Raw genomic sequence first — 20876 nt, forward strand, 5'->3', positions numbered from 1 at the left:
CCTCGGGTGACGATGGAGGCGTGGGCGAAGCGAAGAGTCGGGTCGAAGCTGCGGTGGAGCGTCTGCGCGCTGCGGGGGAGCGGTTGACGCCGGGGCGCCGTGCCGTCATCGAGGTGTTGGACGCCGATTCGCGCCACCTCGACGCGGAGGCGATCGCGACGGCGGTGGCCGATCTCGAGCCGGGGGTGCACCGGGCGACGATCTACCGCTCGCTCCAGGCTCTCGTCGACAAAGGAATCGTGCGGCACACGCACGTGCCCGGCGGAGCCACGATCTACCACCTCGCGAGCCTCGAGCAGCTGTGCGCGGCGGGCGATGATGCCGCTGAAGATGCCCATTCGGGTCACGCCGGGCACGGTCACGCGCATCTGCAGTGTGTGCGCTGCGAGCGCTTCACGGATGTCGCCGTGGAGGAGTTCACGCCACTCGTGGCGCGGATTCGGGAGCTCACCGGCTTCTCGGTGGACGCGCAACACGCGGCATTGCTCGGGGTGTGCGCCGAATGTGCCGCTCGAAAGGCGGACGAGGACGACGTGTGATGGAGCGGGCGACGGGAATCGAACCCGCGTGTCCAGCTTGGGAAGCTGGCGCTCTACCATTGAGCTACGCCCGCACGGCCCCGGATTTCCGGGGCGTTTCGCTACTTTAGCGGGTCGCGGGGACGCGTGCACGCCGACCCTCCGCGCAGTGATCCGTTGCCGTTCTTCGAGCAGACTGCCTCGGGCGCCTGCTCCCGGAACGACGGTCGACTACGGTGTGAGACGTGCTGCTTTCTGACCGGGACATCAAGCGACAGATCGACGACGAGCGGGTCGTGCTCGACCCCTTCGACCCGTCGATGATCCAGCCGTCGAGCATCGACGTTCGTCTCGACCGGTTGTTCCGCCTGTTCGACAACCACAAGTACCCCTTCATCGACCCGGCCGAGGAGCAGCCCGAGCTCACGCGCCTCGTCGAGGTCGAGCCCGACGAGCCGTTCATCCTTCACCCCGGCGAGTTCGTGCTCGGCTCCACGTACGAGACGATCACGCTGCCGGACGACGTCGCGGCGCGAGTCGAAGGAAAGTCGTCGCTGGGCCGCCTCGGTCTGCTCACGCACGCGACCGCCGGCTTCGTCGACCCGGGTTTCTCGGGGCACGTGACCCTCGAGTTGAGCAACGTCGCCACCTTGCCGATCAAGCTGTGGCCGGGCATGAAGATCGGCCAGCTGTGCTTCTTCCAGCTCACCTCGCCCGCCGAGCACCCCTACGGCAGCGCGCAGTACGGCTCGCACTATCAGGGCCAGCGTGGCCCCACCGCCAGCCGCAGCTTCGCCAACTTCCACCACACCACGGTCTGAGCCGTGACGGGCGCCGAGGCGAGTAGCGCGAAGTCGTCGGGCGCTGCGGAAGCGCCGCGCTCCGAACCGGTGCCCGACGCGCCGGCCCGAACGGTCGACGAGAGTGAGTTCGGCGACCGCGTGGCCGACACCCTCGACGACGTGGCCGACTCCCTGCTCACCGACGGCTCGGTCGTGGACGACGACGTTGCCTCCCTCGACGACGAAGCCGTCACCGTCGAGGCGCCCAATCGGCCCGCGACGACGAAGCGCTCCGGCAAGCCGGTCACCGCGAGTCCGGTGCTGTCGTTGCCGCGAGCCAAGCATCCCGAGGCCGTCGCCCTGTTCATCCACGGCGGGGAGGTCAACGCCAGCATCGCCATGTACCGCGGCGACCCGGCCTACCTACGCGTCATCCCCTTCGCCCGCGACGTGGAGCGCCGCAGTCACGGACGGATCGGGGGAGCCGTGCTGCGCCTCGCGGTGCGCGGTTGGAACGAGCCCGAGAAGCCGGCCGTTCAGGACGCCCGGTGGGCGCTGCGTGAGCTGCGCCGCCAATACCCGGGGCTGCCCCTCGCCGTCGTCGGCCACTCGATGGGCGGACGCGTGGCCCTCGACCTCGCCACGAGCGACGAGGGCGATGACCTCGCGGCCGTCGTCGGTCTCGCGCCCTGGGCGAGTGACGAATACGAGGCCGAGCCGTTCGGCACGACGCCGTTCCTCGGTATCCACGGACGCCAGGACACCGTCACCGATCCGGCGGCGACCGCCGATCTCGTCGAGCGCATCACCGCCGCCGGTGGCGACGCACGGTTCGTCGATCTGCCGGGCTGGCACGCCATGCTGTGGCGGCCGATGCGTTGGCACAAGGAGTCGTCGCAGTTCCTCATCGATCACCTACTGCGCAACGGGAGCGGCGCGCCCGACGGACGGTAGGGCTCCGACTTTCCCTGGGGCGGTTGTGAGGGCTTCGTCTCGGAGGACGGATCCACCGTTGCGAGATCGAATGTGTAGGTGCGGGCGTTGCCGGTGAAGAACTTCTCGGTGGAGTGCTCGTACTGCGCCACCTGCGATTCGGGATGGCTCCTGACCTGTTCCGAGATGGCCTGGTAGTTGTCCTTGTAGCGCGCCATGCTGTGCGCCTCGAAGTTGTCCGTCGAGCCGTCCGGCGCGGTGAGCGAGCCTGGATCCGTGAACACGACCCGGGTGCGGTTCGGTTCACCGGTTCCGTTGGCGCGCCCGTCGATCCGGTGCACGGGGTCGGCCGAGTTCTCGACGTTGAGCACGGAGGTCTTGTGCGGCACCTTGAGGTGTCCCACCGGCGAGCCGTACGTGACGACGTGCGTGATGTTGATGTCACCCTTCACCTGGTGGCGCGCCATGTTCGTGGCCACCATGCCACCCTGAGAGTGGCCGAGGACAATGACCGGCTCGCCCTTGCCTGCCACGCCTTCCTTCGCCATGGCCTGACGCAGGGCCGTCAGCGCCGCAGCTTCGACCGGACTCTGGCGGCCGGCTGCGGCGTAGAGGTTGCCGTTGCCGTTGAAACCGTTCTTGCCGTTCGGGGCGAACGTCGAGGTGCCCGGCAGGATGAGCGTCCACGCCCCCTGACCCGTTGTCGGATCGACGACGCGTTGCACCTGGATGTGCCCGGCGTTCTCGGGGTTCTTGTAGAGCTCCGGGATACGCCCGGCCGCCTCGCTCACGCTCCGCACCTCCGGTGCCTTGGTCGCCGAGTTCGGGTCGGACGTCAGTCGGGTGCCCACGCGTTTCGGGACGCCTGTGAGAACGATCGTGGCGGCGTGCAGGGCCGTGATGTCCTGGGCGTAGGGGCCGGGCAGCACATCGGAGACGACCTGGACAACCATGTCGATGGCATCGGGTGCCTCGCGTTGGATCGTGGCCAGATCGACGTCCTTGCCCGAGATGGCATCCGCGATGACGTGGTTGAGCTTCAGGCCGGTCATGACGAGGTCGGCGGGGAGGGCTAGCCGGTCGACGAACTGACCCGCGATCAGCTCTGCGTCCTCGTAGGTCTTGACCGAGTAGTCGAGGAACGCCGCCATGATGCTGGCGCGCACCTGCGCGGCCATCAGGCCCTGCTTGCCGATGGTCAGGCCGAGGATGGCCTTCGCACACGCCGCGCTCGTGCCCGGCGACAGGACATCGCCGCGGAAGGGCAGGTTCCACTCGATGGTGAAGACGGTGGAGAAATGACCGTCACACTCGTCGGCGACCGTGCGGAAGGTTGCGGCGGTGAGCCGCAGGTCGGACAGCTTCGCGTCGACGTGCGAGGCGCTCGGGCCGTGGACCTTGAACGAAACGGACGACGACCCGTCGGGCGCCCTCACGACGTCACCCCGGCCACCGTGAGCAGGTCGAGCGCCGCCAGGACGATGCCGCTCCGCACGTCCTCCCAGGTCGTCGGGGTCGGCTCGAGCGGCTGGCGAAGGGCGGTCCAGACACCTTCGCGTCGTTCGGCGAGCGCGTAGACCTGCACGTCCTCCTCGACGCTGACGACGGCCGCCACAGTGCACCGCTCGCTCGAATCCGCCTGCTCGACCTCACTCGTCAGGCGGGCGACGACGTCCTCGACCGCGATGGTCTCGGCGTCACCTCCGGCGACACCCACCGCGAATCCGTCACCCACGGCTCGACACGTCCGCGTCGTCGAGGCGTCGCCCACGTCGACGCGCACGGACAGCTCCGGCCGGGCGCACGTCAGGCTGCTCACCACGCCGCACCTCCCCGGATGGCTTCGGTGGGGATGGGGCGAGACTGCGCGGGCGGTCCGGTCACGGCGTCGGCAACACGTCCCGGTAGGCCCGCGATCGCCTCGATCGTGTCGACGCGGGACTCGACGCTCGCCGCGTGCGCGTCGATCTTGGCCGCGAGGGCATGTGCGTCAGCGCTGCGCTGATCCATGATCCGCGTGAACTCCGTCAGCTTCTGACGGCAGAAGTCGGCCGACGTCGACTTCCAGTGCATCGTCGTGATCTTCGTGCGGGTGTTCGATGCGGTCGTCGACAAAGAGGTGCCGACCGTACGGGCCACCCGCGCCTGGGCCCTGATGTCGTCTGCGAGGCTGCTCATGCCCGCGACGTTACGAAGCGCTCACCGCCTCGTCATGTGCCGCCTCGAGCGGCCTGTGGAAGGGCCCGCCCGGCCCGAGTGAAGGAGCCCACAGCCGTCACCTCCTGTGAACGAACACCGGCAACAACGAGGCGTGGCACCCACCGAATCGGTGGGTGCCACGCTTCATGTCAGCCGTGCTGGAGCGATCAGACGGTCTGCTCCGCCTCGCCGTTCTCCTTCTGCTCCTCGCCGCGGCGCACAGCCGCAAGGAGCATGTTGGCGACGTCGACGACCTCGACCTCTTCGCGGGCGTCGCCGTTGCTCTGCTCGGCGGTGAGACCGTCCGTCATCATGACGCGGCAGAACGGGCAGCCGATGGCGATGCGGTCGGCGCCGGTTGCGACGGCTTCCTTCGTGCGGTTGACGTTGATGCGCTGGCCGAGCTTCTCCTCCATCCACATGCGCGCGCCACCGGCGCCGCAGCAGAACGAGGTCATGCCCGAACGTTCCATCTCCTTGTACTCCACACCCGGCAGAGCCCCGATGAGCTCACGCGGCGGCGCGTACACGTTGTTGTGACGGCCGAGGTAGCACGGGTCGTGGTACGTGACGCTCTTGCCCGTGGAGGCAGCACCCGACTTGTCCTTCGGCTGCTTCGCGAACTCCTCCGGAGCAGCCACCGGCGTCAGCTTCTTCTCGCGCACGAGGCGGTTGAGCAGCTGCGTGTGGTGGACGACCTCGAACTCGCCGCCGATCTGCGGGTACTCGTTCTTGATCGTGTTGAAGCAGTGTGCGCAGGTGACGACGATCTTCTTGACGTTCGCATCGTTGAGCGTCTCGACGTTCTGGCCCGCGAGCATCTGGAACAGGATCTCGTTACCGGCGCGACGAGCCGGGTCACCGGTGCAGCTCTCGCCGTCACCGAGGACGGCGAAGTCAACGCCCGCGGTGTGCAGCAACTCGGCGACGGCACGCGTCGTCTTCTTCGCGCGGTCCTCGTAGGCGCCGGCGCAGCCGACCCAGAACAGCCACTCGACGTCGTCGGCCGACTCGACGTCGGAGCCGATGACCTTGACGTCGAACGGCAGACCCTTGGCCCAGTCGAGGCGCGCACGCGCCGACATGCCCCAGGGGTTCTGCTTGTTCTCGAGGTTCTTGAACAGGCCGGCGAGCTCCTGCGGGAAGGCGGACTCGATGAGGGTCTGGTAGCGACGCATGTCGACGATGTGGTCGACGTGCTCGATGTCGACGGGGCACTGCTCGACGCAGGCGCCACAGGTGGTGCACGACCACAGGACGTCCTGATCGATGACGGCGTCGGGGCCGTGCGGGTTGTACGCCGTCAGCGGGTTCTCGATGTCGTAACCCGTGTCGCCGATGAGGGCCGTCTCGAGGAGGTTGACGTTGCTGTAGTCACCCTTGGGTGCCTCGCCGTCCGTCGTCGCGGGGGCGCTCTTGCCGGCCGCAGCGGCCTGCAGGAACGGCGCCTTGGCCGACGAGTGGTCGCGCAGCGTCATCATGAGCAGCTTGGGCGACAGCGGCTTCTCGGTGTTCCAGGCGGGGCACTGGCTCTGGCAGCGGCCGCACTCGGTGCAGGTGGAGAAGTCGAGCAGGCCCTTCCAGGTGAAGTCCTCGACCTTGCCGACGCCGAAGCTCGTGTCCTCGTCGAAGTCGAGCTCCTCGACGTTCGTCACCGGCTCGCCGTCGACCTTCATCGGCTGCAGCGCGCCGAGCGACGTGCGGCCGTCGGCGTTGCGCTTGAACCAGATGTTGAAGAAGGCGAGGAAGCGGTGCCAGGCGACACCCATCGTCGTGTTGAGGGAGATCGTGATCATCCAGGCCATCGAGATGAGGATCTTGATGGCGGCGACGGCGACGATGAACTGCTCGATGCCCTCACGGCCCATCGACTCCAGCGGCATGCCGAGGAAGAAGGTGAGCGGGAAGTGCAGGGCGCTCGCGTGGTCGTTGTCCGTGACTGCGGCGAGGGCGTACTCGAGGGCACGCAGCGTCAGGATGCAGGCGCCGACGCCGAAGATCGTGAACTCGACGTAGTAGGCCTGCCAGAACGTCGAACCGAAGAAGCGCGACTTGCGTCCGTCCTTACCCGCCGAACGCGCCGGGTGGTGCTTGCGGCGGTTCCAGATGAGCCACAGGATGCCGGCGAAGCCCGTCCACGCCATGAACTCGGTGAGCCACTCGTACGGCGGGAAGTGGCCGATGAGCGGCAGGGCGTAGGCCGGGTCGAAGATCTGGCCGTAGGCGTTGACCAGCGTGAAGAACAGCACGCCGAAGCTGATCATCGTGAACCAGTGGGCGATCGCGACGATCGGCAGGCGCGCCATGCGCGTGTGGCCGAGGAATTCGCGAAGGAGCGTGACGGTGCGGGCACCCGGTGAATCGGTGCGCTTTTCGGGGGCGCCGAGTCGGAACAGCGACGCCATCCGCATGACCGCTCGCACCAGCAGCGCGACGCCCACGACGGTGATGACGACGCAGATCACTGCGGCGACGATCTGAAGGGCTGACATGCGCCTCAGTCTAAACGGCGTTACCGGCGCGTAACTGCTGGGATGCCCCATCACATGTCACCCGGGAATTAGTCAACGCCCTCGTGTGCTAAAGGAAGTGAAGCTCTCGGGGGAAGGTTTCGCGATAACCACACGTTGGTATGCTCATAAGCAGTTCTAATCATCCCGCTCACTCGGATCACACGGAGGTCAGCCCGCATGCCCATCCTCGACGACGTCACCCAGGCCATCGGCAACACGCCGCTCGTGCGGATCAACCGCATCATCGACTCGGGCGCCACGGTGGCCGCGAAGCTTGAGTTCAACAACCCCGGCGCGTCCGTCAAGGACCGCATCGGCAAGGCGATCATCGAGGCCGCGGAGGCCTCCGGTGAGCTGAAGCCGGGCGGCACGATCGTCGAGGCCACCTCGGGCAACACGGGTATCGCGCTCGCGATGGTCGGCGCTGCGAAGGGCTACGACGTCGTCCTCGCGATGCCGGAGACGATGTCGAAGGAGCGCCGCGCGCTGCTCAAGGGCTTCGGCGCCGAGCTCGTGCTCACCCCGGGCTCGGAGGGCATGAAGGGTGCCGTCGCGAAGGCCGAGGCCATCGCCGAGGAGCGGGGCGCCGTCCTCGCCCGTCAGTTCGCCAACACGGCCAACCCCGAGGTGCACCGCCGCACGACGGCCGAGGAGATCTGGCGCGACACCGACGGCGCCGTCGACATCGTGGTCGCGGGCATCGGCACGGGCGGCACGATCACGGGCGTCGGCGAGGTGCTCAAGGAGCGCAAGCCCGAGGTGCAGATGATCGCCGTCGAGCCGGCCGAGTCGGCCATCCTCAACGGTGGTCAGGCCGGCCCGCACAAGATCCAGGGCCTCGGCGCCAACTTCGTGCCCGAGATCCTCAACCGTGAGATCTACGACGAGGTCATCGACGTCGACGCCGCCACCTCCGTCGAATGGGCGCGCAAGGCCGCCACCGAGGAAGGCCTCCTCACGGGTATCTCCTCGGGCGCTGCGCTCTACGCCGCCTCGCAGGTCGCCGCTCGTCCCGAGAACGAGGGCAAGACGATCGTCGTCATCATCCCGAGCTTCGGTGAGCGCTACCTGTCGACCATCCTGTTCGAGGGCGTCCTCGACGACTGATGTGGGGAAGACGACCGGCCTTCGAGGGGTTGCCCCTCAAGGCCGGTCGCTTCACTGGTGACCTGACGAGGAGGAACGGTGGCGAAGAACCCACTCACGCGCGTGCGTGACGCAGGCAAGGCCGTGGCCCGAACCATGGCCGAGGACGTCGACGCTGCGCTGGCGCGCGACCCCGCGGGCGGCTCGCGCCTCGAGATGGCGCTCGCGTCGCCCGGTCTGCACGCCGTGTGGAGCCACCGCGTCACACACGCCATGTGGCGGCGCGGCGGGCGCTGGAAGCTGCCCGCGCGCCTCGGCTCGCAGGTGACGCGCGCCGTCACCGGCGTCGAGATCCACCCGGGCGCGACGATCGGTCGCCGCTTCTTCATCGATCACGGCATGGGCGTCGTCATCGGTGAGACGAGCGAGGTCGGCGATGACTGCATGCTCTACAACGGGGTCAACCTCGGTGGGCGCACGCTGGCCAAGGTCAAGCGTCATCCCACGCTCGGTGACGGCGTCACGGTCGGCGCGGGTGCCCGCATCCTCGGGCCCGTCGTCGTCGGCAACGGCGCTCAGGTGGGCGCCAACGCCGTCGTCGTCAAGGACGTCCCGGCCACGGGCGTCGCGGTGGGTGTTCCGGCGAAGGTTCGGGTGCCCCAGGCGCCTGCCGTCGACCCGTTCACGGACCCCGCGCTCTACATCTGAACGCACCCCATCCGACGGTTCACCCCGTCACCTTGGGGTGAACCTCCCGACCAAGGAGGTCATGTGCGCGCACCACGCGTAGCGATCATCGGTGCCGGCCCCGCAGGAATCTACGCGGCCGACATCCTCACCAAGGAGCACGAGAGTGCGACGGTCGACATCTTCGACCGACTTCCGGCTCCGTACGGGCTCGTGCGCTACGGGGTGGCGCCCGATCACCCGCGGATCAAGGAGATCGTCAAGGCGCTGCGACGGGTGCTCTCGGGGGATCGCATCCGCTTCATCGGCAACGTCGACTACGGCACGGACGTCGACCTCGAGCGTCTGCAGCAGCACTACGACGCGGTGATCTTCTCCACCGGTGCGTCCTCGGACCGCCCGCTCGAGATCCCGGGAATCGACCTTCCGGGCAGCTACGGCGCCGCGGACTTCGTCAGCTGGTACGACGGTCACCCGGACGCCCCGCGCGATTGGCCGCTCACGGCGAAGAGCGTCGCCGTCATCGGTGCCGGCAACGTGGCCCTCGACGTCGCCCGCATGCTCGCCAAGCCCGCGGACGAGCAGCTCACCACGGAGATCCCGGACAACGTCTACCAGGGCCTCTCGCTGAACGAGGCGACGGACGTCCACGTGTTCGCTCGCCGTGGCCCGGCGCAGCTGAAGTTCACGCCGATGGAGTTCCGCGAGCTGTCGCACTCGCCGAGCGTCGACGTCATCGTCGAGCCGGAGGGCTTCGAGATCGACGAGGCTGGCCAGGCGGCGATCAACGCGAGCAAGTCGACGAAGCTCGTCGTCAACACATTGCTCAAGTACCTCGACACCGAGCCCACCGGGGCGCCGCACCGCATCCACATCCACCTCTGCCAGGCGCCGGTCGAGGTGCTCGGTGAGGATGCCGTGACGGGGTTGCGCACCGAGCGCACCGAGTTCGTCGGCGACGGCAACGTGCGCGGCACGGGGGAGACGATCGACTGGGACGTGCAGGCCGTGTACCGCGCCGTCGGGTACTACTCGTCGCCGCTGCAGAACCTGCCCTTCGACGACGCCCGCGGCGTCGTGCCGAACGAGGCCGGTCGCGTGCTCGACGAGTCCGGAGAGCCGATCGCGGCGACGTACGTGACGGGCTGGATCAAGCGCGGCCCTGTGGGTCTCATCGGCCACACGAAGTCGGACGCCTCGGAGACGATCCGTTGCCTGCTCGAGGACCTGCCGTCGCTCGCGGCGCCGACCGTCGAGGACGAGGAGGCGCTGCTGCGTCACCTGCTCGACAGCGGTGTCGACGTGACGCTGTGGGACGACTGGGAGCGCTTGGACGCGCAGGAGATCGCGCTCGGCGCGGGCGCGGGCCGCGAGCGCGTGAAGATCGTTTCGCGCGAGGACATGATCGCGGCCGGTCGCGCGCACGCGGAGCAGGTGGCTTCTTGACCCGAGCTCATCGTCAGGTCCGACGTTCGAGCATGACGAAGGGCCCGCGCCGTGTCGGCGCGGGCCCCTTCGTGTGTCAGGCGTTGGGTCAGCCCTTGGCAGCAGCCTTGAGCTTGGAGCCTGCCGTGACCTTGGCGGCGTAGCCGGCCGGGATCTCGATCTCGGCGCCCGTCTGCGGGTTGCGGCCCGTGCGGGCGGCGCGCTCGACGCGCTCGATCGTGAGCAGACCCGGGAGCTGGATCTTCTCGCCGCGGCCGACGGCCTCGATGATGACGTCGTTCAGGCCGGCGATGACGGCGGAGGCGTCCTTGACGCTGACGCCGGTGCGCTGGGCGATGGTGCTGGCAAGATCACTGCGGTTCATGGATGAATCCTCTTCTCTAACCTGTCGCAGCCAGAACGGTGCCCCGAAGGCCCCGCGTTAGGCCGCGTTGTCTGCGAATCTACGCGATGCGCCGCGAAATGTCGCGCCCGAAGGGGTGAAAGACCGGCTCGGAGTGCTTCACGACGCGTCGCAGTCGGAATTTGGGCGTACGACCCGAAAGGTCAGGGAAGCTTCTCGCCACCCGGGCCGAAACCGCTCGTGTCGGCGTGGAGTTCGCCGTCCTCGCCGCGGTGGATGGTCTCCGGCAGGTCCTTGTCGCCGCGGTTCGCGACGGCGTCCTTGGCGTCGCCCGCCTTGGCGGCAGCAGCCTGGCCCGCGTTCTTGCCTGCGTCGGCAGCCTTTTGGCCGACGGCAGCAGCGACGGCGGGGGCCTTCGTCTTGACCTGCTCGGTTGCGGCGGTGACCTTCTCCTGGACCGCCGGGTTCTGCCAGGCCTTGTCGGCCTGCTTCTTGATCTGCTCGTAGCGCTTCTCCCCGGCGCGGGTGCCGAGGACGTAGCCGACGACGCCGCCGGCGAGGAAGGAGATCTTGCCCATGATGTGGCTCCATGTCATGTGAACGGACAACTTGCCGTCGAGCCTACCCAATCTGCGTTGGCGCGCCAGTGCCTTACGATGGTTTCTCGTTGCGCGGTTGCCGTGCGACGCCTGGGTTCGGCCCTGCTGGGAGCGTCGACGACGATGCGCTCGACGGGTCGTTGCCCGTGGTGTTCGCGGTTGGTGCAGCGACGAGGAGGGCTCGCATAGTGGCCGAGTGCACCGGTCTTGAAAACCGGAGTTGGGAAACCAACCGTGGGTTCAAATCCCACGCCCTCCGCAGATGAGTAGGACCCCGCCGGATCAGCGATGAAGTCGCCCGGCGGGGGTCCTACTTCTCTGCGGCATGACAGGTTGGGGATTTGGGAGGGGCGACGCGCGAGTGAGCGGTAGCGAGCCCGCGCGGCGCGACGGTTCCCACGCCCTCCCTCCTAACGGTGCAGAGCGACCCAACTGCGATTTTCGTCCACAACGATCGGCCGACTGTTGCTCCTGCACACCGTGGGTGCTTGGGTGGCATGAGGGCCCCATTCGTCGGCGCTAACGGTCGACATCAGGGACCGCTGAAATGCTCGACGACACCCAGGACACAGGCGCCCGCACCAACACCACGCATCACGCCGGCGCCGGCGCCTACCCGTCCGGCATCCAGGGCGACGGTGTTCACGACAACACCCACCCGCCATACCCACGCGACGGCGCTCGTCGGACCACTACCCGCGACGCCGGTGCCCGCACGTCAGGCGCCGACGCCGACGTCAGGGCCGCCAGTGGTTTCGACCCTGCAGGTGTGATCGTCGCCCAGGCGAACGAGGCGCCCACCGCAGAACGCCCCGTCGAGGGCGTCGTTCAGGTTCTCTCACCCCGTCAGGTTCCGCTCGGCGGGCTGCGTGCCCTCGAGGTGCGACGCACCCTGCCGCACCGCGACCGCTCGTTCGTCGGGGCGTGGTGCTTCGTCGACCACTACGGCCCGGAACGCGGCGTCGGCATGGACGTGCCGCCGCACCCCCACACCGGGCTGCAGACGGTCTCGAGGTTGTTCGAGGGCGCCATCGAACACCATGATTCTGGTGGCGCGCGCGCCGTCGTCCGCCCCGGCGAGGTCAACCTCATGACGAGCGGCCGCGGCATCGTCCACTCCGAGGTCTCGACGCCCGGCACCGAGACGCTGCACGGCGTCCAGCTCTGGGTGGCACTGCCCGACGTGACCCGCGACGGCGCCCGCGCGTTCGAGCATCACGCGCCCGAGTGCGTGCCGCTAGCGCGGCTCCGGCAATGGCGGCGAACCCGTGTTCGCAGATCATCAAGGGCCGTCCGCTGCCTGCGTCGGCGTTCTTCGCGTTCAACACGAGCGCCGGTGGCACGATGAACCTGACGAACGGCAAGAGCTACGCGTTGACGGGCGGCACCGGCGTCGCGGGCTCCGGTACTGCCGGCACGCCGAACGGCGGCTGCAGTGGTCCTGCCAGTTCAACAGCCCAGGACTGCAACACGTACATCGGCATCTCACTCACGAACTCCTCCGGCACGAGCAGCGCCAACCCGGCCCCCGTGTCGCTCAGTGACCTCGTGACTGTCGACGGCTAGGGCACGACAACCGTGACGCTCAACGTCGCGTCCTTTATCAAGGACGGCACCAAATGGGCGGGGTCGGGCGTCACGTTCTCCTGACCATCGGAGCGCAGTGTCGGCGCACAACGCCTCCCCACCCAAGGATGTTGCGTCATGAACGCGCGCTATTTCGCGTGGTCGTGACACACCATGGGCCATCTCGATGCTCATTCTGCTCGGAGCGCCTGAGCCCCGACGGGGCCTGAACGGCCGCCTGTTTCACCACTTTCGCTGACCGGGCCGGTGCGACGTCAGCGCCTCAGCGCACCCGGTAGTCGATGGGTTTGCAGACGCCGGCGTTCGATTTCTCGGCCGAGCAGGCCGTCAGCCCGACGAACAGGTCGGCTTCGGCGCGGATGGCGAAGACGTCACCCGCCTGCGTCGGCGGCGGGTCGATGTGCAGTTCACCGTCGGGGCTCGTCCACACGTCCATGAAGATGTTGAGCGTCGTGCCGATGTGGTCGGGCGCGACGCCGACGGGTTCGAGCGCGCCGCACAGGTTCGCGAAGCAACTCGGGTGCGGGGCGCCGTCGAACTCGGGGTAGAGGATGTCGAACGTCTGCTGGCTGCACGGCGTCACCGTCATGTCGTGGATGCCCACCGAGTCCGCGACGATCGTCGCCATGACGCTGCTGCGGTTGCTCCACAACCGGTGCCCCGTCGATGGGTACAACGTGTTGTTGTAGTCGACGGTGCGCCCCGCCGAGAAGCACTCGGCGATGTCGCCCTGCATGACGGCGTAGAAGTCGCTCACCTGCTCACCGCACGGGTCGACGACCTCGAGCACCTGGCCGGCCGCCAGCGGCACGAGCACCCCCGTCTGCGGGGCGATGCGCGACCAACCGTCGGCGGGAGCTTCGGGGCCGCCCGCGTACGGCGGCCGCGGCGTCGGCGGGTGGGGGGAGCGCGGGCGTCGCGGGTCAGTCATCAGAATTCTCCTTCGAAGGGTGCGCGGTGAACGGGGCACGCCAGTCGTCCTCCACGTGCCGCCCAGAGTACTGACGCGCCTCCGACGAGCGTCCATGATCGGTGACGACCGGATTGATCGAACCCTGCAACGCAGCATCGCGGCGGCGGATCGCGTCGCGCATCCGGTCGAAGCCGCCGTCAGCTCGCAGCTGCTCGAACTGATCGTGCAGGTTGAACACGACCGTCGTCAGCGGAGCACGGCGCGCGATGCGCGAGGCCCGCGGATGCAACCCGACGAGGAAGAACGGCACGCCGCCGAGGCTGAAACTGAAGTGTGGTGACGTCGTGTCGGGTGACACGCGCTCGGCCCACGGCGCGTCGTCACGATCGTGCAATCGCTGCAGCATGCCCCACAGGAGGTTCTCGAACTTCCGCTCGTCACCCGCCCGCGGGCGACGGAAGACGGCGATGAACGAGCCGAACTCGCGCGGGCCACGCTCGATCGCGGCGAAGTCAGCCAGCTCAGCGCTGAGCGTTGAGAGACACGCGTCATCGGTCATGTCGTCGAAGACGCGGACGAGCGCGCCGTCGCGTTTCAGCGCCGAACGCGCTCCGAGGCACGGAAACCGAGGGTGCTCGATCATCGCGCCGATGACGTCGCGGATGGCTGCCTCGTCCGCGCCCTCGAGGCCCGCGTCGGCTTGTTCGGCGAGCCAGTCGGCGAGGTCACGGGCCTGCGACTCGTCGTCATCGGTTGGGTGGGTCGACGAGCCGGATGATGAGGTGGGGGCCGCGGCTGGCGGCCAGTGATCGTCAGACACATGACCACCGTAGCCGCGCGCCAGACCCCACAACACGGCTTGAGGGCGCGTCTGCACGTCCATCGCGCGGTAGGCGCCTCTGATGTGTGACTCGATGCTGTTGACGCTCAGGTGCAGGCGCTCGGCGATCTGCGCGTTCGGCATGCCCGAGCAGATGAGATCGACGATCTGCGCCTGACGTGCGGTCAGCCCGTCGGAGGGGACGGTCGGCCGCGCGTCCGTGGGGGAGGGTCGAAGCACCGCGGGGCGGACGATTCGACCCGCGACCACGTCATCGACCCCGGCGCGCAGATCGGCGGCGCTCGCCGACCGTCCGACGACTCCCGACGCGCCGCGCGCGAGGAGCCGGCTGATGGCGGCATCGTCGGTGTGCAGCGACGACACGAGCAGCTTCGTCGTCGGGTTCGCGGCGTGCAGCGCGCGCAGTTGATCCCAGGCGTTGCGGTTGGGTTCGTTCCACTCGAGCACGGCGACGTCGGCATCGAGCGCGAAATCGGCGCGCAGGCCCGGGCCACGCACGAGCACGAGGCGTGTCGCGACGCCGAACGCGTCGAGAGCCGCCATCGCGCCGCATCCGAACAGCTCGCTACGTGCGACGACGGCGACCGTGAGGCGGGGCACAGCTCTCCTTCGAGCGATCCGACGATCAAGGGTCGTGAGGTGTCGGTGGTGATGAAAAGTGTTGTCGCTCACCGTGTTTCGCGCCACACCCGCAAGGAGGTGAAGCGTCGGCTGCCTGATGGACCGCCGGTGCGCGGCGCCATGCTGGAAAGTGGTGAGCGCGTCAGGACCGGCCGTCGACGTGCAGTCCGCGCGCGACGCCCCACAGCACCGCCTCGCTGCGGGAGGCGACGCCCATGGTGCGGTAGGCGGAGCGGATGTAGCTCTTGAGCGTGTTGAGGGAGACGTTGAGTTCGTTCGCGATCGCGCCGTTGGGCAGGCCGCGGCAGATGAGCGTGACGGCCTGCGCCTCTCGCTCGGTGAGCCCCTCGGCGGGCCCGGGCCACCAGTCGTCACCCAGCTCGACGGGGAACGCGGGGTCGACGATGCGCTCGCCGCGGGCGACGCGTTCGAGTGCGGTGACGAGCTCGTCGGCCGTCGCGTGCTTCGTCAGTATGCCCGCGACGCCGAAGTCGGTGAGCGCGCCGACGTGCGCCTGCGGAGGGCCGTTGGTGTAGACGACGAGGCGCGTGACGGTGGCTGTGTCGCGCAGGCGCGCCAGCGTCGCCCACCCCGGCTCGGGGGCGGCGAAGCAGTCGAAGAGCGCGACGTCGGTGAGTTCGGTGGGTACGCCGCGGCTGCACGTCGCCTCGACGCGTGCAGTGTAGGGCGAGAGGAGTGCCTGAAAACCGGCCATGACGAGGGCGTCGTCGTCGACGAGGGTGACGCGCAATGCGCGGGGTGCGGGCGCGCCCCTCGACTCCTCACCCGTCGCCAGACGGAGGTGTGCGGCTCCATCGGTGCTCGGGTGGGACGACATGCGGATACCTTGCCAACATGTTGCGACACAAGGAAATTAACCATGACGAAATTCCGACATCGACCGTGTTGCGTGGGGCTGGTCGCGCGCACGGTGACCTCCTAGGCTGACGGTGGCACCCGTTCTCGCAGACCTGCAGGAGGTCGATGATGGAATCGCGCGACAAGTTCGTCACCAGCTACGTCGCTCATCACTGGGCCGCATCGAAGGGTGGGCTCGACCTGTTCGAGCGCGCGTCGCGCTCGCAGAGTTCGGCGCGCACGCGGAAGGTGCTCGCGACGCTGACGCGGGAGATCGCCGAGGACCGCGCACGCCTGCGCGTCATGGCCGACGCGCTCGGGGTGGGTGAGGCGCGGCTCGCGCAGCTCGCGCTGAGCGTCGGCGAGACCGTCAGCCGCGTGAAACTCAACGGCCGCTTCGTGCGCCGCTCCCCGCTGAGCGACGTGCTCGAACTCGAGGCGCTGCTGTCGGCCGTTCGTGGCAAGCGGGCCGGCTGGGAGGGCCTGCGCGTGCTCGCGACCGACGATGCGCGCATCGACGTCGCCGAACTCGACGACCTCATCGTGCGCGCTGACAGCCAGCTCGAACGCCTCGTCGCCGCCCACGCCGAAGCGGCCGCGACGCTGCGCTGAACTGACATTCGCTGCGCTCCGCTGGTGAGCCGTCGGACGAGTCGCCCCGCTGGACCGCTCGGGCGCCTCGCCTTGCCTGATCGCCCTGACGCGGCCTGACCCCAGCTGTCCAGGTTGGTCGGTGGTGACCGCCATGTGTGGCGTCCCTCCCGAGGCGCCTTCAGGGGCGCCACCTACGGGCCGAAAAGAACAAGGATCATTCACGTGTGGCGCTCACTACACTGCATGCCGCCGCGACATTCGAGGTGAAGTTCATCAGCACCCTGCTGTGCAATGTCATCGACGGCGAGGCACCGCACCGACGGCGACAGGCCGGCCTGGTGCTGAGCGGCCCCCGGCGTTGTGATTGCAAGCTCTGGGGGATGGGGCGGCCGCTGCGTCACCTTCGTCGATGGGATGGCGGGTGACTCACGGGTCGGCGCGTCGTTGCGTGCCTACCCGTGAGTTACCCGCTCTCCCGTCGCATGGCCGGGGGCGGGGCCGACGCGCTCAACCCATCGCGACGATGCGCTTGGCTTCCTCGACGGCGCCGTCGAACGCGAGCTCGGGGCGGGTGCGCAGCAGGTCGGTCGCGCGAGCATGTTCGGTGACGGCCGCGTCTTGGCTCCGGATTGCCGACGTGACCGCTGGGACGGCGGCGTCGCCGAGACCAAGCAATGCGACGCTCAACGCCATCTGCGTGCCAGCGTCACCACGGCCGAACTCCTTGACCAATTCGTCAGCGAGAGAGCCATGTTGACTCTCCGGGGCCAGCGCGGCGGCCGCGCGCCAGGCGGTGCGGGCGAGATCGTCGTCGGCGTCGTGCAGGAACTCGGGCGTGATCCAGGGCCATGCGCGCTCGTCGCCGACCTTCGACAGCACGTGCAACGCCTGCGTGCGCGCCTGGATGTTCTTCGACGCCAGCTCGCGCTGAACGCGCGGCAGGACGTCGTCAGCCGGCAGGCGCGTCAGCGCCCAGGCGAGGGTCTCGCGGACGAAGAAGTCGGGCTCGACGCCGCAGCGACGCACGAGCGTCTCCAACAGATCGGGATGCGGATGTGTGCCCGCCGCCATCGCGGCCTGCAACCGCACCGACTGATCCTGCACGTCGAGGGCGCGGGCGATGTTCGCGGCGTACTGCTCGGGCGTCATGCTCACTGCAGCGCCCGTCGCGCCCGCACTATTCCGCGCAGCACTCCAGGCGGCGCCGCCTGGACGTAGAACGCACGATGGCGGGTAACCCACAGGTCGGCGCCTAACCGCGCGCCTACCAGTGAGTTACCCGCCAGCCTGTGGTGGCCGGGCGGCCGGGTGGCCCAGCGTCTCGGTGGACGCCGACCCGATCCCAGGCCGTCAGTGCGTCAGGGCTTGAGGACGACCTTCTGGCAGCCGTCCTGCTTCTTCTGGAACACGTCGTACATCGTCGCCGCCTCGTCGAGCCCGACGCGGTGAGTCGCGAGTTGCTCGACGCCGAACGGGTCGGCGTCGACGAGCACGTCTCGCAGCTCGCCGGTCCACTGCTTGACGTGGCACTGGCCCATGCGCATCGCGATGCCCTTGTCGAACATCTGCATCATCGGCATCGGGTCGAGCGCGCCGCCGTAGACACCGGAGACGGAGACGGTGCCGCCGCGGCGGACGCTGTCGATCGCGGCGTGCAGCGCGGCGAGACGGTCGATGCCGGCATTCTTCGCGAGCGGCTCCGAGATCGCCGACGGCAGCTTGCTCACGGCCGACAGGCCCGCAGCGGCAACCGGGTTGCCGTGTGCCTCCATGCCGACGGCCTCGACGACGCCGTCCGCACCGCGCCCGTCCGTCAGGTCGCGCACCGCGTCGCCGACGGCGCTGACCTGCGAGCCGTCGAGGTCGTCGAGGTTGATTGTGCGGGCGCCGCGGGCCTTCATGCGCTCGAGGCGCTCCGGCACGCGGTCAACGACGATGACGTCCTCGATCCCCAGGTACTGCGCGCTCGCGACGGCGAGCTGACCGACGGGGCCGGCACCCATGACGGCGAGCGTGTCGCCGGGGCGCACGTTCGCCCATTGCACGCCCTGCCACGCGGTCGGCAGGATGTCGGACAGGTAGAGGTAGCGCTCGTCCTCGCCGGCCTCAGGCACCTTGATGGGGCCGAAATCGGCGTGCGGCACGCGGACGTAGTCCGCCTGGCCGCCGGGCACCGCACCATACAGGCTCGTGAAGCCGAACAGGCTCGCGCCGGTGCCCTGGTCGACGTTCTGCGTCGTCTCGCACTGCGCGAACAAGCCTCGGCTGCACATCCAGCAGTGGCCGCAGGAGATGTTGAACGGCACGACGACGCGGTCGCCGGGCTTGAGGTTCGTGACGCCCGAGCCGACCTCCTCGACGATGCCCATGAACTCGTGGCCGAGGATGTCGCCCTTCGTCAGGAACGGCGCGAGGACGGTGTAGAGGTGCATGTCCGAACCGCAGATCGCGGTCGAGGTGACGCGCACGATCGCGTCGGTGGGCTCCTGGATGCTCGGGTCGGCGACCTGCTCGACCGAGACCTTGCCCTGGCCCTGCCAGGTGAGTGCTCGCATCAGTTTCTCCTCGAGAGGATCACCGCGACGTGCGGCGATCGGGTGGTGGGGATGGGGTGGTGGGGAGCGTGGCGCCGGGAGCCGCCGCGCGTCGGTTCGGCTCCCGGGTTCGTCACAGCTCGGTCGTGGCGCTCTGGCCCTTCGGACGCTCGCCGCTGACGCGCGCCTTGACAATGCTCGCGAGCGCGGAGGCCTTGCCTCCGGGCTGGCCCCAGAACTGCGCGGACTCGCTGACGACGCGGACGAGACCGAGGTCCGGGTCGTCCTTGCCGCCGTCGTACCAAGCGGCGACGTCGTCGCCCCACAGCTCGTCGATCTTAGCGCGGTCGTCGACGAACTCGACGCGTCCCGCGACGGACAGCCACGAACCGAGGTGCGCGAACGACAGGTTGACCTGCGGGTTGCTCTGCAGCGCCTGCGCCTGCTCGGTGCCGAGGCCGACGAAGAACCACACGTCGGCGTCGTCCGTCACCTCCTGCGGCGTCATCGGGTGGCTGTGCAGGGCCCCGTCTACTGCGATCGAGGTGAGCATGACGAAGCGCTCACCACGCATGATCTCGACGACCTGCTCCTGCGAGATGTCGGACTTCGGGGTTCCAGCAGACATGGTGCGTACCTTTCGTCGGGGGCCTCGGATGGTCGGGTGGTTGGGTTCAAATCTTCGGGTGGCGCGACCCGGGGCCGCTCAACCCTCGGGTTCGAGGTTGCTGCGCGACGCGCGATCACCGAGGGTCGTGAGGAGCTTGACGAATCGTCCGGCCCTAGGTGCGAGCTTGGATCCGGGGACAGGCGTCGTCGCACCGGGAACGGGCCCGGGCAGCGCACGCCCGACGAGGCCCATGACGCGCGTCGTCACACCCGGCATGACGCCGTGGACGCGCGCGCCGAGCTTCGCGGCGGGCGTGAGGATGACGTACGGCTTGCCGGCGAGGACGCCGTCGACCATGCGTCGCGCGGCCTTCGTGGCGTCCATGCTGACGAACGGCAGCGACGCGGCGGGCGCAAACCACGCGTATTCGGCCTGCGCGTTGCCGTAGAACTGTGCGGCCGTGTGCGAGCCGGTGCGCATCAACCCCGGGGCGATGACGGTGGCGCTCACACCCGTGCCGGCGAGCGACGCGGCGAGGCCCTCGGTGTAGCCGATGGCCGCGAACTTCGCCGTCGAGTACGCGAGCAGGTGCGGTGCGCTCAGCAGGCCGCCGATGGAGGTGACGACGCCGAAGCGCCCGCGCCCGCGTTCGCGCATGCCGGGGATGACGGCGTCGGAGAGGTTGATCGGCCCCCACGCCATGATGCTCATCGCGCCTTCGATGTGCTCGTGCGTCGTGTTCTCGGCCGGGCCGACCTCTATGACACCGGCGACGTGGATGGCGACGTCGATCGGGCCGTGCTCGCCCTCGACCTGGGCGACGGCTCGAGCCACCCCGTCGCGATCGCTCACGTCCATGACGATCGTCGAGACGGCACTGCGCGCGTGGCCGTGGGAGACAAGCGTGTCGGCGGCCTTCGTCAGCGCGTCCGCGGAGCGAGATGCGAGGACGACGCGGTGCCCGGCGTCGGCGAGGGCGGTGGCGACGAGAAAACCCAGCCCGCGCGAGGCTCCCGCGACGAGTGCCAAGGGATTCTCTGACGAAGCCGATGCATTCTGGTTCGGCAAACTGACCGGGTGATCCGACTGGCTGCGCGACGTCTCCATGAGTTTCACCCTAGAGTCGATCCCTAATTTTTCCCATGGGTTTCGCCTCTCACACCGAGTCGTCACCCACACGGGTGCCCGGCGGCTCATGTCCCGTCAGCGCCC

General features: G+C 68.7%; 21 protein-coding genes, 2 tRNA genes and 1 pseudogene. 10 read left to right on the plus strand and 14 right to left on the minus strand.

The genetic code is table 11. The features are described from left to right. Positions 1 to 20: 20 nt before the first annotated feature. Positions 21 to 539: a Fur family transcriptional regulator gene (locus EVU97_RS13285; protein WP_240730235.1), complete on the plus strand. Its 519-nt coding sequence runs from the start codon at positions 21 to 23 to the stop codon at positions 537 to 539. Here EVU97_RS13285 and EVU97_RS13290 read toward each other — a convergent pair. Further along, positions 540 to 613, minus strand: a tRNA-Gly gene (locus EVU97_RS13290). It abuts the gene before it with no gap. A gap of 150 nt (positions 614 to 763) precedes the next feature. On the opposite strand from EVU97_RS13290, the gene dcd reads away from it, so the two are divergent. Together dcd and EVU97_RS13300 are read left to right on the plus strand one after the other, a co-directional pair. Next, a complete protein-coding gene (gene dcd, locus EVU97_RS13295) occupies positions 764 to 1339 on the plus strand; it encodes a dCTP deaminase (protein ID WP_047310613.1) in 576 nt (191 codons plus the stop codon). Positions 1340 to 1342: 3 nt separating this feature from the next. Next, entirely contained in the window at positions 1343 to 2254 is a 912-nt protein-coding gene (locus EVU97_RS13300) for a dienelactone hydrolase family protein (RefSeq protein ID WP_129666494.1), read from the plus strand. Here EVU97_RS13300 and EVU97_RS13305 read toward each other — a convergent pair. From EVU97_RS13305 to EVU97_RS13320, 4 genes are all read right to left on the minus strand, one after another. Then, entirely contained in the window at positions 2212 to 3669 is a 1458-nt protein-coding gene (locus tag EVU97_RS13305) for a hypothetical protein (protein WP_129666496.1), read from the minus strand. The genes EVU97_RS13300 and EVU97_RS13305 overlap by 43 nt on opposite strands. Then, positions 3666 to 4052: a hypothetical protein gene (locus EVU97_RS13310; protein ID WP_129666498.1), complete on the minus strand. Its 387-nt coding sequence runs from the start codon at positions 4050 to 4052 to the stop codon at positions 3666 to 3668. Before EVU97_RS13310 ends, EVU97_RS13305 begins: the two co-directional genes overlap by 4 nt. Further along, on the minus strand, positions 4049 to 4411 hold the full coding sequence (locus EVU97_RS13315) for a hypothetical protein (protein ID WP_129666500.1): 363 nt from the start codon (positions 4409 to 4411) through the stop codon (positions 4049 to 4051). The genes EVU97_RS13310 and EVU97_RS13315 overlap by 4 nt, the downstream gene beginning before the upstream one ends. Before the next feature lie 188 nt (positions 4412 to 4599). Continuing rightward, positions 4600 to 6924: a (Fe-S)-binding protein gene (locus tag EVU97_RS13320; protein WP_129666502.1), complete on the minus strand. Its 2325-nt coding sequence runs from the start codon at positions 6922 to 6924 to the stop codon at positions 4600 to 4602. Positions 6925 to 7122: 198 nt separating this feature from the next. Here EVU97_RS13320 and cysK point away from each other — a divergent pair, with 198 nt between their 5' ends. From cysK to EVU97_RS13335, 3 genes are all read left to right on the plus strand, one after another. Next, a complete protein-coding gene (cysK, locus tag EVU97_RS13325) occupies positions 7123 to 8052 on the plus strand; it encodes a cysteine synthase A (RefSeq protein ID WP_047310608.1) in 930 nt (309 codons plus the stop codon). A 135-nt stretch (positions 8053 to 8187) separates the two neighbouring features. Further along, the gene (gene epsC, locus EVU97_RS13330) at positions 8188 to 8739 is read left to right on the plus strand and encodes a serine O-acetyltransferase EpsC (protein ID WP_047311146.1); all 552 of its coding nucleotides are present in this window, start codon (positions 8188 to 8190) and stop codon (positions 8737 to 8739) included. A gap of 63 nt (positions 8740 to 8802) precedes the next feature. Then, positions 8803 to 10164 carry an FAD-dependent oxidoreductase gene (locus EVU97_RS13335; protein WP_047310607.1) on the plus strand — a complete coding sequence of 454 codons (1362 nt, stop codon included), beginning with the start codon at positions 8803 to 8805 and terminating at the stop codon, positions 10162 to 10164. 88 nt (positions 10165 to 10252) lie between these two features. On the opposite strand, the gene EVU97_RS13340 is transcribed toward EVU97_RS13335, so the two are convergent. Together EVU97_RS13340 and EVU97_RS13345 are read right to left on the minus strand one after the other, a co-directional pair. Continuing rightward, positions 10253 to 10528 carry an HU family DNA-binding protein gene (locus EVU97_RS13340; RefSeq protein ID WP_047310606.1) on the minus strand — a complete coding sequence of 92 codons (276 nt, stop codon included), beginning with the start codon at positions 10526 to 10528 and terminating at the stop codon, positions 10253 to 10255. A 182-nt stretch (positions 10529 to 10710) separates the two neighbouring features. Continuing rightward, a complete protein-coding gene (locus tag EVU97_RS13345) occupies positions 10711 to 11085 on the minus strand; it encodes a YtxH domain-containing protein (RefSeq protein WP_052946805.1) in 375 nt (124 codons plus the stop codon). 195 nt (positions 11086 to 11280) lie between these two features. Between EVU97_RS13345 and EVU97_RS13350 the strand changes: the two genes are divergently transcribed. From EVU97_RS13350 to EVU97_RS13360, 3 genes and pseudogenes are all read left to right on the plus strand, one after another. Continuing rightward, positions 11281 to 11365: transfer RNA gene (locus EVU97_RS13350), tRNA-Ser, on the plus strand. 288 nt (positions 11366 to 11653) lie between these two features. Next, positions 11654 to 12343, plus strand: a pseudogene (locus tag EVU97_RS13355) (pirin family protein); the annotation flags it as partial. A 107-nt stretch (positions 12344 to 12450) separates the two neighbouring features. Further along, positions 12451 to 12672: a hypothetical protein gene (locus EVU97_RS13360; protein ID WP_052946804.1), complete on the plus strand. Its 222-nt coding sequence runs from the start codon at positions 12451 to 12453 to the stop codon at positions 12670 to 12672. 283 nt (positions 12673 to 12955) lie between these two features. On the opposite strand, the gene EVU97_RS13365 is transcribed toward EVU97_RS13360, so the two are convergent. The 3 genes from EVU97_RS13365 to EVU97_RS13375 form a co-directional block, all read right to left on the minus strand. After that, positions 12956 to 13624 carry a DUF1989 domain-containing protein gene (locus EVU97_RS13365; RefSeq protein WP_129666504.1) on the minus strand — a complete coding sequence of 223 codons (669 nt, stop codon included), beginning with the start codon at positions 13622 to 13624 and terminating at the stop codon, positions 12956 to 12958. After that, entirely contained in the window at positions 13617 to 15047 is a 1431-nt protein-coding gene (gene gntA, locus EVU97_RS13370) for a guanitoxin biosynthesis heme-dependent pre-guanitoxin N-hydroxylase GntA (RefSeq protein ID WP_129666506.1), read from the minus strand. Before gntA ends, EVU97_RS13365 begins: the two co-directional genes overlap by 8 nt. A gap of 163 nt (positions 15048 to 15210) precedes the next feature. Then, on the minus strand, positions 15211 to 15906 hold the full coding sequence (locus tag EVU97_RS13375) for a response regulator transcription factor (protein WP_129666508.1): 696 nt from the start codon (positions 15904 to 15906) through the stop codon (positions 15211 to 15213). A 149-nt stretch (positions 15907 to 16055) separates the two neighbouring features. On the opposite strand from EVU97_RS13375, the gene EVU97_RS13380 reads away from it, so the two are divergent. Then, positions 16056 to 16538: a hypothetical protein gene (locus EVU97_RS13380; RefSeq protein ID WP_047310604.1), complete on the plus strand. Its 483-nt coding sequence runs from the start codon at positions 16056 to 16058 to the stop codon at positions 16536 to 16538. A 489-nt stretch (positions 16539 to 17027) separates the two neighbouring features. Here the strand turns inward: EVU97_RS13380 and EVU97_RS13385 are convergent, their stop codons facing one another. The 4 genes from EVU97_RS13385 to EVU97_RS13400 all read right to left on the minus strand — a co-directional run bounded on the left by EVU97_RS13385 (position 17028) and on the right by EVU97_RS13400 (position 20693). After that, the gene (locus EVU97_RS13385; protein ID WP_225910997.1) at positions 17028 to 17669 is read right to left on the minus strand and encodes a HEAT repeat domain-containing protein; all 642 of its coding nucleotides are present in this window, start codon (positions 17667 to 17669) and stop codon (positions 17028 to 17030) included. Positions 17670 to 17878: 209 nt separating this feature from the next. Then, complete coding sequence (locus tag EVU97_RS13390) at positions 17879 to 19075, minus strand: zinc-dependent alcohol dehydrogenase (protein ID WP_129666514.1); 1197 nt, start codon at positions 19073 to 19075, stop codon at positions 17879 to 17881. Between the two features lie 112 nt (positions 19076 to 19187). Further along, the gene (locus EVU97_RS13395; protein ID WP_006946673.1) at positions 19188 to 19682 is read right to left on the minus strand and encodes a pyridoxamine 5'-phosphate oxidase family protein; all 495 of its coding nucleotides are present in this window, start codon (positions 19680 to 19682) and stop codon (positions 19188 to 19190) included. A 78-nt stretch (positions 19683 to 19760) separates the two neighbouring features. Then, on the minus strand, positions 19761 to 20693 hold the full coding sequence (locus EVU97_RS13400) for an SDR family oxidoreductase (RefSeq protein WP_240730236.1): 933 nt from the start codon (positions 20691 to 20693) through the stop codon (positions 19761 to 19763). Positions 20694 to 20876: the final 183 nt, after the last annotated feature.

Origin of the sequence: Dermacoccus sp. 147Ba (genome assembly GCF_004151355.1) — a bacterium.
Lineage (GTDB): Bacteria > Actinomycetota > Actinomycetes > Actinomycetales > Dermatophilaceae > Dermacoccus > Dermacoccus abyssi.